Source organism: Alistipes sp. AM16-43 (assembly GCF_003435745.1).
Lineage (GTDB): Bacteria > Bacteroidota > Bacteroidia > Bacteroidales > Rikenellaceae > Alistipes > Alistipes onderdonkii.
Window position 1 is genome coordinate 610,113 of sequence record NZ_QTUQ01000002.1, and the last position, 22,222, is coordinate 632,334.

Here is a 22,222-nt window from a genome sequence, read left to right on the forward strand (position 1 = left end):
CTCCGATGCCCGGTTGCCTATCAAAAATCTACTCCGCACTTTGGCTACAGCAGTTCGGTGCCGCAGGGAAAGACCTGCATGGGGTACGGTTCAGCAACCGTTTCATGCGACAACTATTTTTCCGGCGTTTTATATCCGATCAGCCGGGGCTGCTTGCGGGCCTGCGGGGTTTTGACAGACAGGGCGGCGATTGCCTGATAGATATTGTCCAATTCCTTGCGCATATCTTCCGACAGATCGTTTATGGCTTCGGCGTTGTCCTCGTCGGTACGCTCCAGCAGGGCCAGTTTCGCGCGGATTTCGGCCAGTTCTGCCGTGACGGTCGTCGTCGTAGCGATATAGTTGCGCATGGCGACAAAGGCCCGCATGACAGCGATATTCACCTGAATAGCGGCGTCACTTCTTAATACGCTCGAAAGCATGGATACACCTTGCTCGGTAAAAGCAAAAGGCATATATCTCGTGCCTCCTTTGTTTGAGGTCACAAATTGTGACCTCAAACTGTCTTTCAATGAGTTATACTCATCTATGGTTATTTCAAACATGAAATCCGCGGGGAATCGTTCGATATTACGGCGTACCGCCTGTTTCAAAACTTTTGTTTGAACTTGGTACAGTGGTGCCAGGTCGAAGTCGAGCATCACGCGCTGGCCGCGGATTTCGTAGATTTTATTTTGGATAAGGGTTATATCATTCATAAGTTCGGGTTGTGTGAGGTGGGCGTTTCCGGTTTATCCGGCTTTCTGCCGGGCGTAGTAGTCGATCTGCGCCGTGAAACCCTTTTTCACGGTATCGCAATTCTTTCAATGCTTGTTTTTCAACGTCTTTGCAACCATTTTATCAAAATCCGACACAAAATGCTCGTCCTGTATCGGGCGGAATTTTTCGTATTCGGCCTTTGCGTGGGCCTTTGCGTCGGCACTCGAACGTGTCCCTTTGCCCGTCAAAAGCGTATAGCCATGTAACGAAAGTATTGCATTGACCTGTTCGACCCAGCCCTGCATCGAGATCGGGCGGCCGCGTTTTACGCTTAATTCGGCATTGTCGAGGCAGATGTTTACCAACTGGTTCAACTCGCTCAATTCTTCGCGGGTCATGTAATTCTTAGCGACATAGGTATCGGAAAGCTGAATTTTCCCGCCCTTGCCCACGTCGCGCCACGTTTTCAGGCCCATGTGTTCTTTGCGGCTGTCTGCGCGGTCGATGATGATTTCGGCGGCGGTCTGGCCGATCACGGCATATTCGAGTTTGTTCTGTATCGAGGAATAGAAGTCGAACGTGATCTGCGCCGTCTTGTCATAGTCGTAACTCTGGGCGAAAATGTCGGTAAGTTTCTGGTAGAACATCCTCTCGGACGCCCGGATTTCCCGGATGCGTTCAAGCAGTTCATCGAAATAGCGTTTGCCAAACACCGTTCCTCCTTGTTTCAATCGTTCATCGTCAAGGGCGAAGCCCTTTATCATAAACTCTTTCAGCACCCCCGTCGCCCATTGCCGGAAGCGTGTCGCCTGCAACGAATTGACCCGATAGCCGACCGAAATAATCGCATCGAGGTTGTAGCAGTTCGTCAGGTATTTTTTCCCGTCGTCGGCAGTTATTTCCATTTTGGAAACAACTGCTTTTTCGTCAAGTTCGCGGCTGTCGAAGATATTTTTCAGGTGCTTGCTGATTGCAGGGACTTCCACGCCGAAAATTTGAGCCATTCCTTTCTGGGTCGTCCAAATGGTTTCGGCGTCGGCGTCGGCAATTACCTGTATGCTGGTTTTGCCGTCCTCCGAATTGTAAAACAGAAAATTCGTATAGGCTTCAATTTCATTTGCCATAGTAGCGGTTATTTGTTTTTCTGCCGGGCGTAGTAGTCGATCTGCGCCGTGCAGACCCGTTCCACGATGTCGCGCAGGCGTTCGACTTTCGGCAGCAGCGCGTCGATGTCCTCTTTCGTTATTTCAAAATCGGGATTATAGCGGGATTCGACATAAGCCCGTTCCAAAAGTTTGAAAAGTCGTTCTTCCTCCGGCGTGTCGCGTGGAAACGCTTTGAATATTTCGGTCGTAAACCGCTTGCAGCGATTCATCAATTCAGTAAGTCTGTGTTCTTTGGGGCTATATAAAGTAAATACTAATTCTATTATACGCAAAAGATTTTCTGTGGCTTGATGCAAGTTAAATGAAGCCATTTTATAATTCTTCCTATTATAAGAATCAATATTTAAAAGAATGAACTCAATCGCTTTCGGTTTGAAATTGTCATCATAATATTTCTGCGCCCGCTCCTGAATCTCGTCGAAATTCAACTTGCGGCGGCGGGCCAACTTGTATTCACCCGAATCATACAGAATAATTCCCTGTCGTTTTATCTCCGTTTCGAAATAGTGGGCTTTTGAGAGCGCATAGTTGAAGTCGTCTATCCCGTAATTGATAAATTGGGGCTTGGTATGGAAAGGTCTGTTCTTGTGCTGAAAAAAAGCGTCGGCAATTTTGTCATACAGCGAATACTCAATCGCCCCGATTGGCTTGCGCGTCAGGATCAGTATGTCGTAATCGCTCATAAAGTAGGTCGGTACGCCGAACTCGATGCGCTGGTCGTAATCGACATAGGTATTCCGGGCATAACTGCCGTACAGGATAACCATGCCGACATCCTTTATGTTCCGGCGAACCAGATCGACAAGCTGTTTCAGGTCGTTCCGTTTATTTTCGGGTAAGAAGTTGACGCTCTTTTTCATAACTACAAAATTATGAAAAAAGTTGGTAAACCGCTTTGACCTGTCCATATTTTCGCTATATTTGCTTATCATTCCTGCAAATAGTCTGCAAAAGTTTCCCAAAAGGGGTGGCACGAAGCCACTTAAAAGAAACTAAAACAGACGATTATGCGGAATTATCAGAACTCGGCATAGCCGACGGACATAACTATAAAGGGTAAACAACTCTTTATACCATACGCAAACGTGGAAACCTCTTTCGGGAGGGTTTGAAAGTTGGTATAATGGTTGTCAGTCCTTGTTATGTCCCGCATATTTTTTGCGGGGCACGACAGGGGCGCAGGACAGCTACCAACTTTAGGTTTTCCACGACCTGCGTATGGGGCTGACACCGCGCCCCCTTTTTTATGCCTATCCGGGGCGCGGAACCCAGCTTCGAAATTCATCCTACGAATTTATGGAAACCCGTCGCGCCCAAAATACAATAAATTATACGGATTGCACCCGCCCCCTGCTTGGGAGCGGGCGGAATCGGTATGACGATAGCGTCACCCGGTTGTCGGGTGCCTCTGTGATTTTACCGGAAAAGAAAAAGGTTGGAGCAGCGATTGTATCTTACAATTTCTGTTCTGACCTTTATTCGTTGGTGGTCGCAGGATATCTTACTATTTCTTTTTCGGCATCCGCTCGACTTCTTTACCCGTTTTGGGAGGCAAGTTGATAGGCATGAAAAACTCGGAAAGGGTTATATCGTAGAAAGTACAGATTTTGTGAAGGGACATCAAGGTTGGTACACGTTCCAGCATTGCGTAGCGATTGATACTCAACCCGACCTTATCAATCAAAAACTCTTGCGTATGGCCGTATTGATCCCGAAACTCCTTGATTCGTAAAGCGACTATTTCTGCCAATGCAGGATCTATATATTTTGCCAAAGTTATTTGAGAAAAGTTATTCTTTCGGTGGGTAGTCGAACAGTTCGACATCAAAAAACTCCCGAACCGAAATTTTGTAGTGCATGCAAATTTTAAGTATGGACATCACCGTAGGCACTTCGCGACCGACTTCATATTTATTGATGCCTAAATGAACGTTGTCGATAAGATTCTCTTGTGTTTGGGCATGCGTGTTCCGTACTTCACGAATACGTTGAGATAGTTTCTCAACAAATACTTCGTCTTTGAAATATCGTTCTTTTTTTGCCATGAACACAAAAGAATAGCCAAACCAAGAAAAACTTACATTCTCGCGAATACTTATTGAGAACTTTTTATTATATTTGTGAGCGTTCTTTTTTAATAACAAAAACTATGTTACATTTGCAGTACTTATTAGGCAAAGTGACATATTGTTAAGGTTAGGACAGACCTTTATACCTACAGAAAACTGCTACCCTGTTGTAGAAATACAACAGATTTCAATGATGGTGTAAAATTTGTCTGAAACCCTTGTCATGCCTGCGGTCGTGTGCCGCAGGCGGGCTTGGGCGTAAGGGCAACTACCATCATTAGGCTGTAGCAGGCCGTCTGTAGGGGTTGTACCTGCGTCCTCGCCCTTTTTATGGGCGGGTGCAAGCACACCGCATCCGGCCCACCAATACCGCGCCGGGTGCATCAAGGTTATCCGAAACCCCCGGCCCGCAGCTTCACACAGGAGCTTCGGGCGCAAGGACAGTTTTCCGATCCAAGGCTCGCGAGGCCGACCGTGAAAGGCTGTACCTGCGCCCATTTTCGATGGGGTCGGGAATGTTGAACAACAACTAACCCCGGCAATATGTTACGACAAATCAATCAGGAAGAGAGTATATTGATGTCTGTTGCTACCAACGGGTCAGCAGGCGTTACCGTGTTTGTCAGGGTTTCAGACAACAGGTATGCGCGCGTGCCTGCTGGAGCAGCCGAGCGAGATCGGTTAACTTGGGATAGTTATTATCCGGCTGCTCCTTTTTTCGGTCTATTCAGTCAATTCCACGATTATAACCGAAATGTTATTTCTTTACGCCATCATTCAGCAAACGGTAAAGTAAGTTTATTGCGATCCAATGAATTGATATACCCAAAATTGTCAGGCCCATTCGTCGAATTTCATAAGGCAATATTTTGGGTAGGGGGATGGGATCCGTACTCCCTCCCCCGTTTTTCGAATCGTTCGTCGAAAACTATTATATATAGTTTCAGCCGAGGGTCAACGGAACGCTGCCCCGCCGTACAATCCGGTGCGGCGGAGTTGGCAGCATGTGCCCGGGCTTTTGGGATGCGGCTTTGCCGCGCAAAACAGGAAATCCCGCCTTTCAGCCGCAGCTAATAAATCCTGTCTGAAAGGCCGGCCCTTTATAATCTGGTCTTGCCGTCCTGCTCCCTATGGAAACGGGCAGCCTGTTTGCGCGGCATCTACGGGGCGGGCGGATTCTCCGGCCTGCTCCGGGGGCGGTTTCCGCGTTGAATTCTTCTATTGAGTGAAGTTGCGTCACTGTGTTCAGCGGAACCGCCCCTTTTTTCATGCCGATACCCCCGCATGCGAATCGGCAAAACGGCACACGCATTGATGAACAACGTAAAACTCCATGATGAACGAAAACGACCTCGACTTCGAAAAAGTCCTGCGGGCAATCAATCACCTTTACATGATGCAGGTGTGCATCTGCATCGCCGCCCTGAAAGAGTTGCGCTCGGCGGAGCTGACCGACAAAAACATCATCCTCCGGGCAATTATGCGCGACATGCCCGACTGCGGCATCTGTGCCGATCTCACGGCCGAAGATTACGGCGTCGATTTTTGGGCCGACCGGGCCGAGTATGTGAACGAATCGACGTTCAATCTCTATGTCACGCAGGCCGAGGAGAACGTGCTGTGGAACATCGAGAAAAAAGGCCAAAAACCGGGGCGTCTGGCGGTTCCGCAGCAGCGGATCACCGTGCGGGGCGATGGAATGGGCACAGCCCCGGTTATTCCGCTGGCCTATCTGACGGTGTTGAGTGCCAAATTGGTGGCGATGGCTTTCCCGAACGAGCAGACAGCCGCGGAATTGTCCGACTACGACGACGAGCGGGTGATGATCGTCCTGGGCGAGCGTTTGCAGACGATATTGGAAGATTTGGCCGGGATGCCCGACGGGGATGACGGCGCAAGCCCGGTGTGTTGAGCCGCGCCCGGAAAAAACGGGGCGGCCCCGAAAGACCGCCCCGCCGCTGAAAAGTTGGCGTCACTCCTGTTCGACAGGTTCTTTTTTAACCTCTTCCGGCTCTTTCCGCCGGACGGGCTGTTTTTTCACTTGCAGTTCGCGTTCGAGCAGCTTGTCCACCAGTTTGCGTTTGGCTTGCTGGGCCTCGAGCGGTGTGGGCGGAACGTCCGAAACATCCATTTTCAGATAATCCAGATAACTCTGATACGAAATGCCGAAGATGTAGCATCCGAGCCGCTTCCAGACCCGTTTGTGGCATTTGGCCTTGTATTCGGGCTCGTGATACATCCGGTCAAATTCCTGAACCGCCTTGACCCGCAGGCGCATGTAGTAATTGTTGTAAGACATAAAATAAATAATTTTAGTTATTCGAGCGATATTGCTCACTAAAATTTACGCAATTAATTGCGGTTCAGGTTAAAAGAGAAGTCCCTTAATTCTTCGCGCGTGGAAAGTCTGCAAAACAGGTATTCGGCGGGCAGAAAAGTCCAATGATTATACTTTTTCAGATCCGCCGAGGAAGTTTCCAGACAGATGCGGCCATCGGCGTCCCGGTCGTTGACGATTCCCCACAGCGACGTTCCGCTTTCGCAACCGGGGTCGGTCGCATGGAACAAATAGACATCGCCAATACGAAATTTGCAGGTTTTTATAGTCATATCAGGTTCGTTAGATTTCTATGGCGGCAAAGGTGATAATCATAAAACGAATCTCCAAGCCGTGTAGTAACTGTAACGATATTAAAAGGAGCGAGGGGGTTAAATGAAAAATCCGGATGCGAATTGCATCCGGATTTTTATTATTCGGCCGACCATCTGCGATTGAATTCTTCGGTCAGGCGGACGACCTGCCCAAACAAGAGCGTCAATTCCTGAGTATATTTCTCCAGCCGTGCCAGTAAAGCCACGGCACGGCGGTCGTTGAAATTGGTGTGGATGGCTTTGACGGTCTGGTTGTAGTTGACCCCGACTCCTTTCCCCAAGCTGCGCAGGCAAGAGGCCAAAATTGCGGTCGCCCCGGTGCCCGGACAATAGCTATCAGTGTCCGATCCTCCCAATCCCACAGGCGGGGCAAGCCGTCAAAACGCCGGATATTGAATCCGCATACCCAGAGGCAACTCTAATTCCCGTTTACCAAAACGGCAAACAGCCGAGCATGTAACACAATGGAAAACAGCATGTTAATTTTCAGAACGAGTTAACATACATCTCATTTCAACCCCGGCGGACTTGAATTACACCCGCAATTAGGTAATTTTGTATGAGCACAAAAAACTCCCGGCGGACGAATGCTCCGACGGGATTTGCGGAACTTGCGAAACGAATGAACCTGACCTACCAACCTGCGGAGAAACCGTCGATGCAGCTCATACGCCCTTTCCCGGGGGCGGGACGGATCGTCCCGTCGCCGCCGTGCGTTTTGTCCCCGACCGTCCCGCATCGGGTTCGGGCCGCATCTCCCGCACCGTGGGACACGCCCGGGGAATTCCGGATAAAAACCGCCGCAACCAACGCGTCAACCTATTAAATATATACCCTACTAAAACCAACATTCATGAAAAACTTCTACTGCAAATGCCGGTTACACTTATGGCTCGCCTGCCTGACGGCAGGAATCGGGCTGTCAGCGTGCTCTGACGGCGACGAGGGGGGGGGAATTCGGGATACCAACCCGACAAACCCATCGAACTCGAATCGTTCTATCCTAAAACCGGGCCGATAGCGACCCAGGTAATCATCAAAGGCAAGAACTTCGGCACCGACGCCAAAGCCCTCAATGTCTATTTCAACGAAAAACGCGCAGCCGTAATCTCCTCGACGGGAGACCGCATGCTCGTCCTTGCCCCCAAGCTCCCGGGCGAAGAGTGCGTCATCTCGGTCTCCGTGGGTGAGAACGAGCAGAACAAGGTACAGTTCGACGAACTGTTCGACTACATCATCCAGACCAATGTTTCCACGATCGCCGGGGGCATGAAGGGCACCACCATGCCCGAAGGAACCACCTCGCTGATCGGGTCGTATTTCTCGTCGAAGCCCGAATCGGGAATCGCCGTCGACAAGCACGACAACCTCTACGTCCGCTTCAGCATAGACGACGGAGCCAAGCACCGCGTCTACATGATGAACGAGGAGGCCGGAAATATCAAAGTCCTCAACGATTTCGGCATCCTCGTAACGGGTATCCTCCTGAGCACCGACCTGGCCACAGGCAATGTATATTGGTACCACACCAACATCGGGAACAAGGGATACGGATATTTCGATCCCGTCGCCGACTACGCCAACACGAACATGGGAGACATCAAGTGGGATCACGACCTGTTCTATACCGACGGCAATTTCGCTCCCGTATGGAATGCCATCCAGACTTTCATGATGTGCCCGGCCGACAATAAATTCTACTTCTACACCAACGAGGGCGTCGTGGCCCGCTGGGATCCCGCCACCGGAAAGGGCGAGGATCTCACGCCTCCCGGCCGCTTCATAGACTCCCAAGGAGACATCATGGGCGTCGTCTTCGATCCGCGCGACCCCAACATCGTCTATTTCGCCAACCAGGGCCAGCACTGCATCTACAAGCACGACATCGCCGCTGGCACCATCGAATTGTGGGCCGGGCGGAAAAACACGGCGGGCTATCTGGACGGGCCGCTCGCCGAGGCGCAGTTCAACTACCCCTGCCAGATGTGCGTAGACCCCGAAGGCGAGGCTATCTACGTAACAGACAGGGAGAACCACTGTATTCGTAAGATCACACTTTCGAACGGCTACGTCTCCACGTTCGCCGGGACGCCCAAATCGTCCGGCTATGTGAACGGCCCTGCCGACGCGGCCAAATTCAACAAACCGGTCGGCCTGGCCATCACCGCGGAAGGCAACCTCTACATCGGCGACAGCGAGAACTATGCCATCCGCCGCATAGCCATCGAATAAGTGGGTTTATTCACCTAACAATCCTAAACAGACATGAAGCGAATTCTATTGATATGCGCCTTCCTGTTCGCGCTCGCGGTACAGGCAGGTGCCCAGAGCAAACAGCAACAGCAGCAGCCGGTCGAGGTGAACGGACTGGTCGTGGATTCGGACGACGTCCCCATCGTCGGCGCCACGGTCTATATCAAGGACGAGCCGGGCATCGGCTCCATCACCAATTCGGAAGGCCGGTTCAAACTCACCGCCAAAATGTACAATACGCTGGCCGTATCGTTCATGGGGTACGAAACCGCCGAACAGATCATCACTTCGGCGGCCGACGTCAAGATCACCCTCCGGGAAGGCAACCAGATGGAAGAGGTCGTCGTCATCGGTATGGGTACGCAGCGCAAAGTCAGCGTGACGGGCGCCGTGGCGGTGGTCGACACCAAAGACCTCGAACTGCCCGCGACGAATATCGTCAACACGCTCGGCGGCCGCGTCCCGGGCGTGATTTCCATCCAGTCGAGCGGTGAGCCGGGGCGGAACATCTCCGAATTCTGGGTGCGCGGCATCGGCACGTTCGGCGCCAACAGCGGCGCCCTGGTGCTGATCGACGGCCTGGAAGGCAACCTGAGCCAGATCGACCCGGCCGACGTCGAGAGCTTCTCGGTGCTCAAGGACGCCGCCGCAACGGCCGTCTACGGCAGCCGCGGTGCGAACGGCGTGGTGCTCGTGACCACCAAGCGCGGAAAACAGGAGCAGCTCAAAATCACCTTCCGCTCGAACTACACCATCTCCGAGCTGCGCCGCCTGCCCCGCTACGTGGGTGCCACGCAGTATGCCGAAATGGCGAACGAAGCAGCCGTAGCCTCGGGCATGAGCCCGATCTACAACGACACGCAGATGGACATCATCCGCTACGGGCTGGATCCCGACCTCTACCCCGACATCGACTGGCAGGACGTGATCCTCAACCCCACCTCGTTCCAGCACACGCAGTATGTCAGTGCACAGGGCGGCGGCAACATCGCCCGCTATTTCGCCAGCCTGGGCATGTCGCAGGAATCGTCGGCCTACAAGAGCATGGACGACAGCAAATACAACAAGGGCGTCGGCTACGACACCTATAATTTCCGCACCAACATCGACATCAACCTGACCAAGACGACGCAGATCTACCTGGGTGCCATGGGCTTCATGTCGGTGAACAAGCGTCCGAGCATGGGTAAGAAGTACAGCCGCACCGACACGTCGCTCACCGACTGGATCTGGGATTCGCAGTCCAAGACGACCCCGCTGATGTACCCGCTGCGCTATTCGAGCGGCGAGCTGCCCGCCTCGGGTTCGGACAGCGACATCCCGCCCCACGTGCTGCTCAACTACACGGGCAACACCGTGGAGAACAAAAGCCGCACGCTCTTCAACATCGGCATAAAACAGGATTTGTCGATGCTCACCGAAGGGCTGAACATCGAGGCCACCGGTTCGTGGGATTCCCAGTCGCTCTACGGCGAAAGCCGCTACTCCATGCCGGCCCTCTACCTGGCACGCGAGCGCAACCAGAAAGGCGAGCTGATCCTTTCGGAACAGGTCACCGAGGCTTCGGTGCAGTATAACTCCGAGGCATGGAACTGGCGGAAACTCTATTTCGACGCCAAAGTCAACTACGACCGCACCTTCGGAAACCACCGCGTAGGCGGCTTGTTGTTCTACTACCTGGAAAGCACGACCGAATCGGGTGCCGACAGTTCGATGAACGCCATCGCAAGGCGTTACCAGAGCCTCTCGGGGCGCTTCACCTACGGCTTCAAGGATACCTATTTCCTCGACGTGAACTTCGGTCTGAACGGTTCGGAGAACTTCCAGAGCGGCCGGCAGTACGGATTCTTCCCGGCCGTGGCCGTGGGCTGGGTTCCCACGCAGTACGAATTCATGAAGCGGATCAAGTGGATCGGCTTCATGAAGATCCGCGCCTCGTACGGTATGGTGGGTAACGACCGGATTTCCAGCGTGCGCTTCCCCTACCTGACGATCATCGAAGAGAAGACCGACGGCACGCCGTGGGGCGGTTCGGGCGTACTGACCGAGAACCGCGTGGGCGCCGACAACCTGGCGTGGGAGAAAGCCAAGAAATTCGACATCGGTATGGATCTCCACCTCTTCGGCGACCGCTTCACCATGACGGTGGACTATTTCCGCGACCGCCGTGAGGGCATCTTCCAGGAACGCGCCCAGATTCCGGACTACGTGGGCGTCATCAGCATGCCCTACGGGAACGTCGGCAGCATGACCAGCTGGGGCGGCGACGGAAACTTCGAATATTTCCAGCCCCTCGGCAAAAACTTCCACTTCACGCTGCGCGGTAACTTCACGCTCTCGAAGAACAAGATCAACAACTGGGAAGAGGCCACGCAGCCTTATCCCTACCTGAGCAAGACCGGGTTCTCGAACGACGTGCAGCGGGGATTCATCTCCCTGGGACTCTTCAAGGATCAGCAGGACGTGGACATGAGCCCCGAGCAGTTCGGCACGGTACGCCCGGGCGACATCAAGTACAAGGACGTGAACGGCGACGGCGTGATCACCGACGACGACAAGGTGCCCCTGTTCGCCTATTCCGGCATCCCGCAGTTCATGTACGGATTCGGCGCCGAAGTCCGCTACAAGAACTGGACGCTCAACGTCCTGTTCAAAGGTACGGGCAACAACTATTTCCTCTACGGGGACAAGGACGGCTCGAAATTCGACGGTTACATTCCCTTCAACGGCGGATACAAGGGCAACGTACTGGCCCTGGCCTACAATCCGGCCAACCGCTGGACTTCGGCCGACTACTCGGGCAACCGGGCGACCGAGAACCCCAATGCGCGGTTCCCGCGCCTTTCCTACGGCAACAACGCCAACAACACCAAACCCTCGACCTTCTGGAAAGGCAATGCCCGCTATCTGCGCCTGCAGGAACTGAGCCTGAACTACAACCTGCACACGCCGGGACTGCGCAAAGCGCTCGGCCTGCAATCCATCGACTTCCAGATCATGTGCGAGAACCTCGCGGTATGGGACGGCGTGGAGATTTTCGACCCCGAGCAGGCCATGCAGACCGGGCACGCCTACCCGATCCCGCGCCGCTTCTCGCTGCAGATTTACCTGAACTTCTAACCCGAATCTCTCCTAAGAACATAAACTACCATGAAAAAATCATTCATCATACCCCTCGCGCTGGTCGGCCTGCTCACCGCGTCGTGCAACTTCCTGAACGTGGACGACTACTTCGAGGACACCTTCTCCGAAGAGCGTATCTTCGAGAGCCAATACAACATCGAGCGCTATTTCAACGGTGCGGTGAACCAGCTGCCCAAAGAGGGCCGCATCTACTACTGGTGCAGCGTCCCCGGCGCCACCGGGTCTGACGAGGCCGTCAGTTGCGGGACATTCTACAACGGCATCCTGGACGTCTCCTTCCCCGGCACGGAGCTGACCACCGACAAGATCACCTACACCGAGACGGGCGGCTGGGACTGGAATTTCAATGTCTGGCCCAACTGCTACAAGGTCATCCGCAAGGTGAACACCATCCTGCCCCACATCGACGAGGTGCCCGACATGAACGCCTTCGACAAAATGGAGTTCCGTGCACGCGCACGTTTCCTGCGGGCTTATGCCTACTACTGGATACTCCAGAACCAGGGCCCCATGATCCTCGTGGGCGACCAGGTTCTCAACACCAACGAAACGCCCGACTATTACCAGGCCGAGCGCAGCACCTACGACGAATGCGTGGATTACATCTGCTCCGAGCTCGAAGCCGCTGCGGAAAGCCTCGAAACCGAGCAGCCGTTGGATCTCTTCGGCAGCCCGACCAAAGGCGCCGCGCTGGCGCTGGTCGCACGCCTGCGCCTGCAGGCCGCGAGCCCGCTTTTCAATGGCGGAGCCGCCGCACGCCGTTATTTCGGGGCTTTCAAGCGTAAATCCGACGGGGTGCACTACATCTCCCAGACCTACGACGAAAGCAAGTGGGCCGTGGCAGCCGCCGCGGCCAAGCGCGTCATTGACCTGGGCATCTACCGCCTGCATACGGTGCCGGCCGATGAATACACCCTGCCACTGCCCTCGAACGTCCCCTCCGATCCCTTCCCTGCGGGTGCGGGCGGCATCGACCCCTTCCGTTCCTACTCGGAAATGTTCACCGGCGAAACGACGAACGTGACCAATCCGGAGCTGATCTGGGGCACGACACAGAACATCACCGACCAGCAGGACGTCGTATTCCCGCTCAAGTTGGGCGGCAACAGTTCGATCAGCATCCCGCAACGCATCGTCGACGCCTACCGCATGGCCGACGGCCGCGACATCAACAACGCGAGCGCCGAGTACCCCTACGAGGATCGTCCCTACGACCAGACCTGCGTCACCGCAGCCGACAAGCAGCTATCGAAGAACTACACCCTGCCCGGCGGCACTTACAAGGCCTATGACAACCGCGAGCCGCGGTTCTACGCGAGCATCGGTTTCTCGGGCACCCTGTGGCAGATGCAGTCTACGACCTCGGAAGAGATGCGGAACAAGATCGTCGAGTACTACAACGGCGCCAATGCCGGCAAAAACCAGGCGGGCGTGACCAACATCTACAACCTGACGGGATACACCTGCTACAAGTACGTCCACCCGCGCGATGCGCGTACGGGCAGCAACGCCCGCACGGTTCAGAAGACCTTCCCGCTGATCCGCTACGCCGAAATCCTGCTCTCCTACGCCGAGGCGCTGAACAACCTGACGAAGACCCACGAGGTCAACGGCCAAAGCTACTCGCGCGACCTGACCGCCATGGCCGAGGCTTTCAACCAAGTGCGTTACCGCGCCGGGCTCCCGGGCGCCGATGCCGGCGAACTGGTGGACGCCACCAATTTCAACGAGCTGATCCGGCGCGAACGCATGGTCGAGTTCCTCCACGAAAACCGCCGCTACTACGACATCTGCCGCTGGGGCATTTTCGAGGAACTGGAACGCGAGCCGCTGACAGGGCTGAACGTCGAAGCCGGGAAATGGGAGGGATTCTACGCCCCGACGGTCATCTCGTACCGTACGATCCGCGAACGGACATTCAAGTCCAAATACATGTTCATGCCGCTGCACCGCAACGAGCTGCGCAAAGTACCGAGCCTGGATCAGAACCCGGGCTGGGAGAAATAGTCAATTCCAAAAAATTCAGAAGATGAAAGCATTCAGCAAAATAACGATACTCGCCGCTGCGGCCGCCTTCCTCTGCTCCTGTGAAATGGAGTATTACAAAGAGGAGCTTTACCGCAAGGAGATATTCATTGTCAGCGGCGAAAACAACATCCTCGGGCAGGAGTTCGAATACGGGGAGAAGGGCTTCCAGGGAGAGCTGGCCATCTATGCCAGCGGCACGACGGGGCTCGACCAGAACGTCACCGTCAAACTCGGGCTGGACTTCGAGGCAATCGGCGAGTACAACAAACGCAATTTCGACACGAAGTTCGAGGAATACGCGATGGAGCTTCCCGCCGAATACTATACGATCGACCCCATGAGCGTCGAGATGGAGGCCGGCAGCTGTTCGGCGAGCCTCCCGATCAACGTCAGGGTCGACGAGCTGCTCCCCGACCAGACCTATTTCATTCCGCTGCGCATCGAGTCCGTATCGGCCTGCATGCCCTCGGCCACCAAGAATTTCGTACTTTTCGAGATCCAGCGCAGGAACGACTACGCCACGACCAAGAGCAGCACCTACTACACCATGACCGGCACCACGCAGACCGGCTGGATCGTCGACAACATCTTCGGCTCGAACACCCGGCGCCAGGCGATCAACTCCTCGAAGCTGGTCATCCCCGTGGGTGAGCGCTCGGTGCGCATCCTCCCGGGCGCCACGGCCGCCAACGACAAGGTGACGACCCGCAACAACAGCCTGCGCGTGACGGTCGACCCCGAATCGTGGGTGAACGTCCCCGTCTACGTCGAAGGCGAAATCACGGACGAGGTCGTACCCATGCAGCGAGTCTCCATAACCCCTTATCTCGACAGCCAGGATGCCATCCGGGTCTCGGCCTCGCCGCTCAACGACTCTACCTACGACCCTGCGACCGGCACGTTCTACCTCTACTACCGTTACCAGCTCGCCACCGAAAGCGGGAATATCTGGCACGAAGTACGCGAGACGATGACCCGCTCCCAATACTAATCCTTATCGCAACGAACCATGAAAAGAAATATCATAGCATTCTGCATATTCTGCCTGTGTACGGGCTCCCTGGCCGCGTGCAACGACTTCGACAACCCGGCGATCCCCGACGACGAGGCGCCTGAAGTTACCCCGGCCCCCGTTCCGCCCGCCATCGACCCGTCGTGGAATTTGGTACAGATGCCCGACGAGGGAGGGCAGGATCCCCATGTCTTCGTCTACAAGGACAAGAAATACGATGCCCTCTTCACCCGTACGCTGGGCTGGAACGGCGGTGACGGCGTGCTCACCACGGCACTGCCCGGCGGCCATGTCTTCTGGTCGTTCAACGACAGTTTCTACGGCGTGGTGGACGGCAAGACCCGCGCCCGGGGCAGTTGCAGCTTCCCGCGCAACAGCCTGATGATCCAGAAAGGGGCGACGATCGCCTCCGGGCAGGAGAGCGACAACGACCTGGTGTGGCTGGCCGACTACGTGCAGACGGATAACCCCTCGGGCGAACGCTACTACCAGGCCCGCACCCACATCCGCCATCCGAAAGCCTCCCTCTCCGATGCCGAGATCCAGAAAGGCGAAATCGACCAGGACTACTGCTACTGGGCCGGCGATGCCGTCGTATATGACGACCCCGCGCACGGAAAGATCCTGCAAATGCTCTGGACGGGCGTGGAACCCGGGTCGCTGAAAAACATCGACGGGTGCCTGCGCGAATACAGCCTCGAAGGCGAGCCGGGCGACGGGCAGTACATGTCGGTGCTCTCGACCGACTACAATTTCAAATCCGACGGCCTGGGTTACGGCTCGACCATGTTCGAAGACACCGAAGGGGGACATATCTACCTCTATACGACCAAACAGGTGAACCTCGTTTCACGCGTGCTGGTGGCCCGCACCGAGACGCTCGACCTGGGCAGCCCGTGGTCGTACTACATCCGCGACCTGAGCGGCGACTACCATTGGCAGAGCTCCGTGCCGAGCAACGAGGAGATGGAACGTTCCTACATCACGGCCGAATCGGGCTCGATGCCGTGGGTCTTCGAAAAAGACGGCGTCTACTACATGTGCATGGAAGCCTTCCCCTTCGGCCGCGACATCTACCTCTTCCGCAGCCAGACGCCTTACGGCCCCTTCACCGACCGGACGCTGCTCTTCACGCTGCCCGCGACGCTCGACAAGCTGGGCAGCCCCTACCACCAGCGCTGGTACATGATCAACCTCCACCCGGCGCTTTCGCGCCAGGGCGAGCTGGTATTCTCGACCAACAGCGACCCGGCCAACTTCTGGGACAATTTCAACCGCGTGGGCAGCGCCGATTTCTACCGGCCCTACTTCTTCCGCGTATATAACTGGGAACACGTTTACGACTCGGACGACGATTCCGGCACGGGAACGGAGGAATAGCGATCCGCGCGCACTCCGTTCCCCCGCCGGAGCGGAGTGCGCACCCTCCCCCGTCCGAAAAAAACGCACGCCATGATGAAACGAATTTTCGCACTCTGCCTTTCGCTGCTCGCCAGCGGCGTCAGCGCACAGGAACGCATCCCGCTCGACAGCCGCAGCGGACATATCCGTTGGGAGGTACGGCCGTCGGAAGGCGACGCCCTGCCCGCCGTCCCGGCCATCGTACCCGGCTGCGTCTTCGCGTCGTACGTTGCGGCCGGCGTGGAAGCAGACCCCAATTTCGGCGACAACGCCTACCGCACGGACAAGAGCCGCTACGACCGCAATTTCCGCTACACGGGGCTCTTCCCAACGCCCCCGGTCGGCGAAGGCCGCACCCTGTGGCTCCGCTTCGAAGGGGTGAACCGCAAGGGTACCGTCCGCCTCAACGGCCATCAGTTGGGGCACCTCGACGGCTTCATGCAGCCGGGGGACTACGACATCACCCGGCTCGTGGCACCCGACGGGGAGAACCGCCTCGAAATCGAGGTCGAATGGGTGGGATACCCCGTGCCCAATTTCCGGAGCCCGACCTATATCTCCAGCGCCGGGTGGGACTGGATGCCCTATGCCCCGGGGTTGCTGAGCGGCATCACCGACGATGTCTACCTGTCTCTCTCGGGCGACGTACGCCTCATCGAACCGTGGGTGCGCACGAAGGTTCCCGACCGCGAACATGCGAAGGTCGAACTCCTTACCGACGTGGAGAACCGCTCTGACAAGGCCTGCGAGGGCGTGCTGCGGGGCGAGATCCGCCCCGGAGGCATCGCCTTCTCGCACCCCGTCCGCCTCGAGGCGGGCGAGCGGCGGACGATCCGGCTCACGGAGCGCGAGGTTCCCGGTCTGGCCGTAGAGCATCCGCAGCTCTGGTGGCCCAACGGCATGGGCGACCCCGCGTTGTACACCTGCCGCCTGGCGTTCGAAACCGACGGGCGGCAATCGGACGCACGGACAGTGACGTTCGGCATCCGCGAATACGGCTACGAGTGGCACGACGGCATATTCCGCCTGAAGATCAACGGCGAACCGGTCTATGTCAAGGGCGGCAACTGGGGCATGAGCGAATGGCTGCTCCGCTGCCGCGGCGAGGAGTACGACACCCGCGTCGCACTCCACCGGCACATGCATTTCAACATGATCCGCAACTGGATCGGCTCGACGACCGACGAAGAGTTCTACGATGCCTGCGACCGCCACGGCATCATGGTATGGGACGACTTCTGGCTCAACTCGCACCCCAACCTGCCGCACGACCTGGGAGCCTTCCAGCAGAACGCCGTGGAGAAGATCAAGCGGCTGCGCAACCATCCTTCGATCGCCGTCTGGTGCGGCGACAACGAAGGCGTACCGCAGGCCCCGCTCGACGACTGGCTGCGCGGCGACGTCGCCCACTACGACGGCGGCGACCGCCTCTACCAGTCCATATCCAATGCGCAGGGGCTTTCGGGAAGCGGGCCGTGGGCCAATTTCTACCCCGGCTGGTACTTCACCGCCTACCCGATGCCCTACGGTTACAAAGGCCGCCCGGCATGGGGTTTCCGCACCGAAATCGGCACGGCGGTATTCACGACCCTCGAGAGTTTCCGCAAATTCATGCCCGAGGAGTCGTGGTGGCCCCGCAACGACATGTGGGACAAACATTTCTTCGGCAAGTCGGCGGCCAACGCCGCCCCGGACAAATATTTCGAGACCGTGGCCGAAAACTACGGCGAGGCAGACGGGATCGAGGATTTCTGCCGCAAGGCGCAGTTGCTCAACCTGGAGGTCAACAAAGCCATGTACGAAGGCTGGCAGCACCACATGTGGGACGACGCCACGGGCATCATGACCTGGATGAGCCAGCCGGCCTACCCGTCGCTCGTATGGCAGACCTACGACTATTACCTCGACCCGACGGGTGCCTACTGGGGCATACGCAAGGCGTGCGAACCGGTGCATATCCAGTGGAGCCATGCCGACAATTCGGTCAAGGCGGTCAATACGACGCGCGAACCGCTCGAAGCGACGGCCACGGCACGGGTCTACGACCTCGACGGGCGGCTCCTGCCGCAATTCACGCAGCAGCTCAGGGTCTCGCTCGCGGCCAATACGGCCCGCAGCCTGTTCGACCTGAATTTCTCGGAGGGCAACCTGGCCCGCAACCGGCCCGTGAAAGCATCCTCCTCATCGCCCGACGGCGCAGGTGCCGGGGCGCTCACCGACGGCAACGATTCGAGCCGCTGGGCGAGCGAGTACAACGACGACCAGTGGATCGAGGTCGATCTGGGCGAGCGCCGCGCCTTCACCGAAGTCGTGCTCCGCTGGGAGGACGCCCACGCCGCAGCCTACAAACTGCAACTCTCGGACGACGGCCGCACGTGGCGCGACGTCTATGAAACGCAGGACGCGCAGGGCGGCGAACAGACGATCCCGCTGCCGTTGCAGCAGGCCCGCTACGTCAGGATGCTCGGACTCCGGCGTGCCACGCAATGGGGCTACTCGCTCTACGAAATGGAAGTCTACCGCCGCGACGCGAAAGCGCCGAAACTCTCGCCCGTGCATTTCATCCGGCTGGAGCTCACCGACCGCGACGGGCGCCTGCTCTCGGACAACTTCTACTGGCGTGCGACCCGCCGCGGCGACTACACGGCGCTCAACACGCTCGCCCCTGCCAAGCTGCAGGTACGTTCGCAGCTGACCGCCGCAGGCGGCCGCAAGGTCATCCGCACGACAGTCAGGAACGTCGGACGTTCGGTGGCCTTCGCCGTGCACGTGCAGCCCTACCGCCGATCCGACGGCGAGCGCATCCTGCCCTACGTGGCCGACGACAACTACTTCACGCTCCTGCAGGGCGAAAGCCGGCAGATCGACTTTGAATTCGATGCCAGCCTGCTTCCCGACGACCGCTACACGGTTCGGGCCGAGGCTTACAACCGCTGAAAACGACAGCACAAAATTTCGAACCCATGAAAAGAACCCTGCTATACCTGCTCCTGCTGCCCGGGCTCCTTTCCGGCCCCTGCCTCCTGGCGGCCGGTCCGGCCGGCAATGCCGGGCACGGCGCGAAGCCCTGCCTGCGGCGGCTGACCTGCGAAGGGCTGACCGATCCGCTCGCCATCGACACGGCGACACCCCGCTTCGGGTGGCAGCTCCGCTCCGGGCGCCGGGGCGATGCCCAGCGCAGCTACCGGATCGAGGTTGCCTCGGACAGCCTGCGACTGCTGGCCGGAGACGCCGACTTGTGGGACTCGGGCTGGGTACGGTCGAAGCGTTCGGTGGGATTCGCCTACGAGGGGCTTCCGCTGACGGCCCGGACGCAATGCTGGTGGCGCGTCACCGCGCGCACCGAAAAGGGCAACCGGAAAGCCGTCTCCCCCGTCGCCCGCTTCGGCATCGGCCTGACCGACCCGGCATCCGTCTCGGGTGAATTCATCGGCTGCGCGGAATCGGGCGCCACGGCCGTGCTCCTGCGCCGGGCATTCACCCTCCCGGCATGCGGAGACGAAGCGTTGCTGCACGTCAATTCGCTGGGATACCACGAAATATGGGTCAACGGCCGCAAAGTCGGCGACGCCTGCCTCGCCCCCGCCCTCTCGCAGCTCGACAAACGCTCGCTGTGGGTGACCTACGATGTCAGTCCCTACCTGCTCGAAGGCGACAACGAGCTGGTGATTTGGCTCGGGCAGGGTTGGTACAAGCGCGGCACGTTCGGACGCTGGCAGCCCGACGAACCCTACACCGAACCGCTTGTGCGGGCACAGCTGGACATAGGCACCGCAAACACCTGGCAGACCGCCTGCCGCACGGACACCGCATGGCGTGCCGCGCTGAGCGGCTACCGCGACACGGGGTCGTGGAACGCCCTCGACTTCGGAGGCGAAGAGATCGACGCCCGGCGCAACCCGCGCTCGATGTCCCCCTCCGACCTGGACGCGCTGGCATGGCAGCCGGTAATCACAGCCCGGAAGCCCGGGCACCGGGCGACGCCGCAAATGGTCGAGCCCGACCGCATCCAGGAGCGGCTGACCGCCCGCGTGCTGGACGAGGCGGCACCCGGCGTATGGCGGATCGACTTCGGCAAGGTCGTCACCGGCTGGCTGGAGGCTCATTTCTCGGGGCTTCCGGACGGGGCGCGCGTCGAGATCGAATACAGCGACGAGACGGACGGCGACGGCAACCTCATCGACCAGCGGCAGCGCGACACCTACATCGCCCGCGGCGACGGCCGGGAGCGGTTCTGCAACAAGTTCAACCACCATGCTTTCCGTTACGCCGAGGTGCGCGGACTGGCGCAGAGGCCCCGCCGGGAGGATTTCCGGGCGCTCGCCATCCACACCGACTACCGGCCCGAGGCGACGTTCACTTCGTCGGATAGCGACCTGAACGCCATCCACGACATGATCGCGCACACGCTGCGCTGCCTGGCCTACAACGGGTACATGGTCGACTGCCCCCACCTCGAACGCGCCGGATACGGCGGCGACGGCAACTCTTCCACCGAGATCCTGCAAACCCTCTGCGGTGCGGCCCCGCTCTACCGCAACTGGGTGCAGGCATGGGACGACGCCATGCGCCCCGGGGGCAGCCTACCCCACGTAGCCCCCAACGCCGGTGCGGGAGGCGGCGGCCCCTACTGGTGCGGGTTCATCGTCATGGCCCCCTGGCAAACGTGGCTCAACTACGGCGACCGGACGCTGGTCGACCGCCACTACCCCGCCATGCGGGAATGGATGGGCTATGTCGAACGGTACATGAAAGACGGCTTGCTGACCCGCTGGCCCGACACGCCTTACCGGGACTGGTTCCTCGGCGACTGGCTCGCCCCGCACGGGGTCGACACGGGCAGCGAGGCTTCGGTGTCGCTGGTAAACAACTGCTTTGTCAGCGACTGCTACGCCAGGATGGCACAGATGGCCCGGCTCACGGGGCACGACGACGAAGCGGCCGCATTCGAAGCACGGCACGAGGCGCTCAACCGCACGATCCACGCCCGGTTCTACGACCCGGCGACGCAAACCTACGCCACCGGCTCGCAGCTCGACATGACCTACCCGATGCTGGTGGGCGCCACGCCCGATTCGCTCCGCGCCGGCGTGGAACAACGGCTTTTCCGATCGACGCACGACGTGATGAAGGATCATATCGGCGGCGGACTGGTCGGCGTACCGGTCATCACCCGCTGGGCGGTCAGATCGCACAACCCCGAATTCATCTACCGGATGCTCAAGCAGCGCGGCTACCCGGGTTACCTGCATATGATCGACCACGGTGCGACGGCCACCTGGGAGTATTGGAGCGGCGAGCGCAGCCGCGTGCACAACTGCTACAACGGCATCGGCACGTGGTTCTACCAGGCCCTCGGCGGCCTGCGCACGGACAGCAGCCACCCCGGCTACGAGCATGTATTCATCGACCCTCAGATTCCCGAAGGGGTCGAGTGGTGCCGGATCGGCAAGGAGACCCCCTATGGCCGGATCGACCTGGGCTGGAAGATCGCGGACGGCGAACTCCGGATCGACGTCACCCTGCCCCCGGGCGTCACGGCCACGGCGATCACACCCGCCGGCGCCTGCCGGGGGCGGCTCGACGGCCGCAGGCTGGCCCCGCAATCGCCCGGGACGAAGATCGCAAGCGGCCGCCACCGGCTGGTCTTCGGCCTCGCCCCGCAAAACGAAGGGCAATGACCCCAAAAGCCACGCACGGACGAAAACCAGCCGACGATACGAAAAACCGCCACCGACCCATAAACGAACCCTAAAAACCGCTTTTGCCTATGACGCAATGAACAGACACCGGAATTT

General features: G+C 58.0%; 17 protein-coding genes. 9 read left to right on the plus strand and 8 right to left on the minus strand.

The window, feature by feature from the left end; all coding sequences use genetic code 11:
* Positions 1 to 113 precede the first annotated feature (113 nt).
* The 5 genes from DW189_RS05710 to DW189_RS05730 all read right to left on the minus strand — a co-directional run bounded on the left by DW189_RS05710 (position 114) and on the right by DW189_RS05730 (position 3,910).
* On the minus strand, positions 114 to 698 hold the full coding sequence (locus DW189_RS05710; protein WP_117507154.1) for an ORF6N domain-containing protein: 585 nt from the start codon (positions 696 to 698) through the stop codon (positions 114 to 116).
* Between the two features lie 105 nt (positions 699 to 803).
* Positions 804 to 1,823, minus strand: a complete 1,020-nt coding sequence (locus DW189_RS05715; RefSeq protein WP_117507155.1) for a virulence RhuM family protein — start codon at positions 1,821 to 1,823, stop codon at positions 804 to 806.
* A gap of 8 nt (positions 1,824 to 1,831) precedes the next feature.
* A complete protein-coding gene (locus DW189_RS05720) occupies positions 1,832 to 2,725 on the minus strand; it encodes a HEPN domain-containing protein (RefSeq protein ID WP_117507196.1) in 894 nt (297 codons plus the stop codon).
* A gap of 644 nt (positions 2,726 to 3,369) precedes the next feature.
* Positions 3,370 to 3,639, minus strand: coding sequence for a helix-turn-helix domain-containing protein (locus DW189_RS05725; protein WP_141417863.1), 270 nt, complete (start codon positions 3,637 to 3,639; stop codon positions 3,370 to 3,372).
* 16 nt (positions 3,640 to 3,655) lie between these two features.
* The gene (locus DW189_RS05730; RefSeq protein WP_141417862.1) at positions 3,656 to 3,910 is read right to left on the minus strand and encodes a helix-turn-helix domain-containing protein; all 255 of its coding nucleotides are present in this window, start codon (positions 3,908 to 3,910) and stop codon (positions 3,656 to 3,658) included.
* 567 nt (positions 3,911 to 4,477) lie between these two features.
* Here DW189_RS05730 and DW189_RS14230 point away from each other — a divergent pair.
* Positions 4,478 to 5,008: a hypothetical protein gene (locus tag DW189_RS14230; protein ID WP_141417861.1), complete on the plus strand. Its 531-nt coding sequence runs from the start codon at positions 4,478 to 4,480 to the stop codon at positions 5,006 to 5,008.
* A 259-nt stretch (positions 5,009 to 5,267) separates the two neighbouring features.
* On the plus strand, positions 5,268 to 5,846 hold the full coding sequence (locus tag DW189_RS05735; protein WP_117507158.1) for a hypothetical protein: 579 nt from the start codon (positions 5,268 to 5,270) through the stop codon (positions 5,844 to 5,846).
* A gap of 60 nt (positions 5,847 to 5,906) precedes the next feature.
* On the opposite strand, the gene DW189_RS05740 is transcribed toward DW189_RS05735, so the two are convergent.
* The 3 genes from DW189_RS05740 to DW189_RS05750 form a co-directional block, all read right to left on the minus strand.
* Positions 5,907 to 6,233, minus strand: a complete 327-nt coding sequence (locus tag DW189_RS05740; protein ID WP_022331826.1) for a hypothetical protein — start codon at positions 6,231 to 6,233, stop codon at positions 5,907 to 5,909.
* Positions 6,234 to 6,286: 53 nt separating this feature from the next.
* Entirely contained in the window at positions 6,287 to 6,544 is a 258-nt protein-coding gene (locus DW189_RS05745) for a hypothetical protein (RefSeq protein ID WP_117507159.1), read from the minus strand.
* Between the two features lie 140 nt (positions 6,545 to 6,684).
* A complete protein-coding gene (locus tag DW189_RS05750) occupies positions 6,685 to 6,867 on the minus strand; it encodes a hypothetical protein (protein ID WP_117507160.1) in 183 nt (60 codons plus the stop codon).
* 700 nt (positions 6,868 to 7,567) lie between these two features.
* On the opposite strand from DW189_RS05750, the gene DW189_RS05755 reads away from it, so the two are divergent.
* The 7 genes from DW189_RS05755 (at position 7,568) to DW189_RS05785 (ending at position 22,105) form a co-directional block, all read left to right on the plus strand.
* The gene (locus tag DW189_RS05755) at positions 7,568 to 8,818 is read left to right on the plus strand and encodes an IPT/TIG domain-containing protein (RefSeq protein ID WP_259295433.1); all 1,251 of its coding nucleotides are present in this window, start codon (positions 7,568 to 7,570) and stop codon (positions 8,816 to 8,818) included.
* A gap of 33 nt (positions 8,819 to 8,851) precedes the next feature.
* Positions 8,852 to 11,959 carry a SusC/RagA family TonB-linked outer membrane protein gene (locus DW189_RS05760; protein ID WP_117507161.1) on the plus strand — a complete coding sequence of 1,036 codons (3,108 nt, stop codon included), beginning with the start codon at positions 8,852 to 8,854 and terminating at the stop codon, positions 11,957 to 11,959.
* 30 nt (positions 11,960 to 11,989) lie between these two features.
* Complete coding sequence (locus tag DW189_RS05765; protein ID WP_117507162.1) at positions 11,990 to 13,990, plus strand: RagB/SusD family nutrient uptake outer membrane protein; 2,001 nt, start codon at positions 11,990 to 11,992, stop codon at positions 13,988 to 13,990.
* A 22-nt stretch (positions 13,991 to 14,012) separates the two neighbouring features.
* Complete coding sequence (locus DW189_RS05770) at positions 14,013 to 15,002, plus strand: BT_3987 domain-containing protein (RefSeq protein WP_117507163.1); 990 nt, start codon at positions 14,013 to 14,015, stop codon at positions 15,000 to 15,002.
* An 18-nt stretch (positions 15,003 to 15,020) separates the two neighbouring features.
* On the plus strand, positions 15,021 to 16,403 hold the full coding sequence (locus DW189_RS05775; RefSeq protein ID WP_117507164.1) for a DUF5005 domain-containing protein: 1,383 nt from the start codon (positions 15,021 to 15,023) through the stop codon (positions 16,401 to 16,403).
* Between the two features lie 72 nt (positions 16,404 to 16,475).
* A complete protein-coding gene (locus DW189_RS05780; protein ID WP_117507165.1) occupies positions 16,476 to 19,361 on the plus strand; it encodes a discoidin domain-containing protein in 2,886 nt (961 codons plus the stop codon).
* A 26-nt stretch (positions 19,362 to 19,387) separates the two neighbouring features.
* A complete protein-coding gene (locus DW189_RS05785; RefSeq protein WP_117507166.1) occupies positions 19,388 to 22,105 on the plus strand; it encodes an alpha-L-rhamnosidase in 2,718 nt (905 codons plus the stop codon).
* Positions 22,106 to 22,222 lie beyond the last annotated feature (117 nt).

Excerpts from the sequence above, each read along its gene's own strand:
- DW189_RS05710 (WP_117507154.1), bottom strand. The coding sequence starts at position 698 with ATGAATGATATAACCCTTATCCAAAATAAAATCTACGAAATCCGCGGC.
- DW189_RS05715 (WP_117507155.1), bottom strand. The coding sequence starts at position 1,823 with ATGGCAAATGAAATTGAAGCCTATACGAATTTTCTGTTTTACAATTCG.
- DW189_RS05720 (WP_117507196.1), bottom strand. The coding sequence starts at position 2,725 with ATGAAAAAGAGCGTCAACTTCTTACCCGAAAATAAACGGAACGACCTG.
- DW189_RS05730 (WP_141417862.1), bottom strand. The coding sequence starts at position 3,910 with ATGGCAAAAAAAGAACGATATTTCAAAGACGAAGTATTTGTTGAGAAA.
- DW189_RS14230 (WP_141417861.1), top strand. The coding sequence starts at position 4,478 with ATGTTACGACAAATCAATCAGGAAGAGAGTATATTGATGTCTGTTGCT.
- DW189_RS05735 (WP_117507158.1), top strand. The coding sequence starts at position 5,268 with ATGATGAACGAAAACGACCTCGACTTCGAAAAAGTCCTGCGGGCAATC.
- DW189_RS05740 (WP_022331826.1), bottom strand. The coding sequence starts at position 6,233 with ATGTCTTACAACAATTACTACATGCGCCTGCGGGTCAAGGCGGTTCAG.
- DW189_RS05745 (WP_117507159.1), bottom strand. The coding sequence starts at position 6,544 with ATGACTATAAAAACCTGCAAATTTCGTATTGGCGATGTCTATTTGTTC.
- DW189_RS05760 (WP_117507161.1), top strand. The coding sequence starts at position 8,852 with ATGAAGCGAATTCTATTGATATGCGCCTTCCTGTTCGCGCTCGCGGTA.
- DW189_RS05765 (WP_117507162.1), top strand. The coding sequence starts at position 11,990 with ATGAAAAAATCATTCATCATACCCCTCGCGCTGGTCGGCCTGCTCACC.
- DW189_RS05770 (WP_117507163.1), top strand. The coding sequence starts at position 14,013 with ATGAAAGCATTCAGCAAAATAACGATACTCGCCGCTGCGGCCGCCTTC.
- DW189_RS05775 (WP_117507164.1), top strand. The coding sequence starts at position 15,021 with ATGAAAAGAAATATCATAGCATTCTGCATATTCTGCCTGTGTACGGGC.
- DW189_RS05780 (WP_117507165.1), top strand. The coding sequence starts at position 16,476 with ATGATGAAACGAATTTTCGCACTCTGCCTTTCGCTGCTCGCCAGCGGC.
- DW189_RS05785 (WP_117507166.1), top strand. The coding sequence starts at position 19,388 with ATGAAAAGAACCCTGCTATACCTGCTCCTGCTGCCCGGGCTCCTTTCC.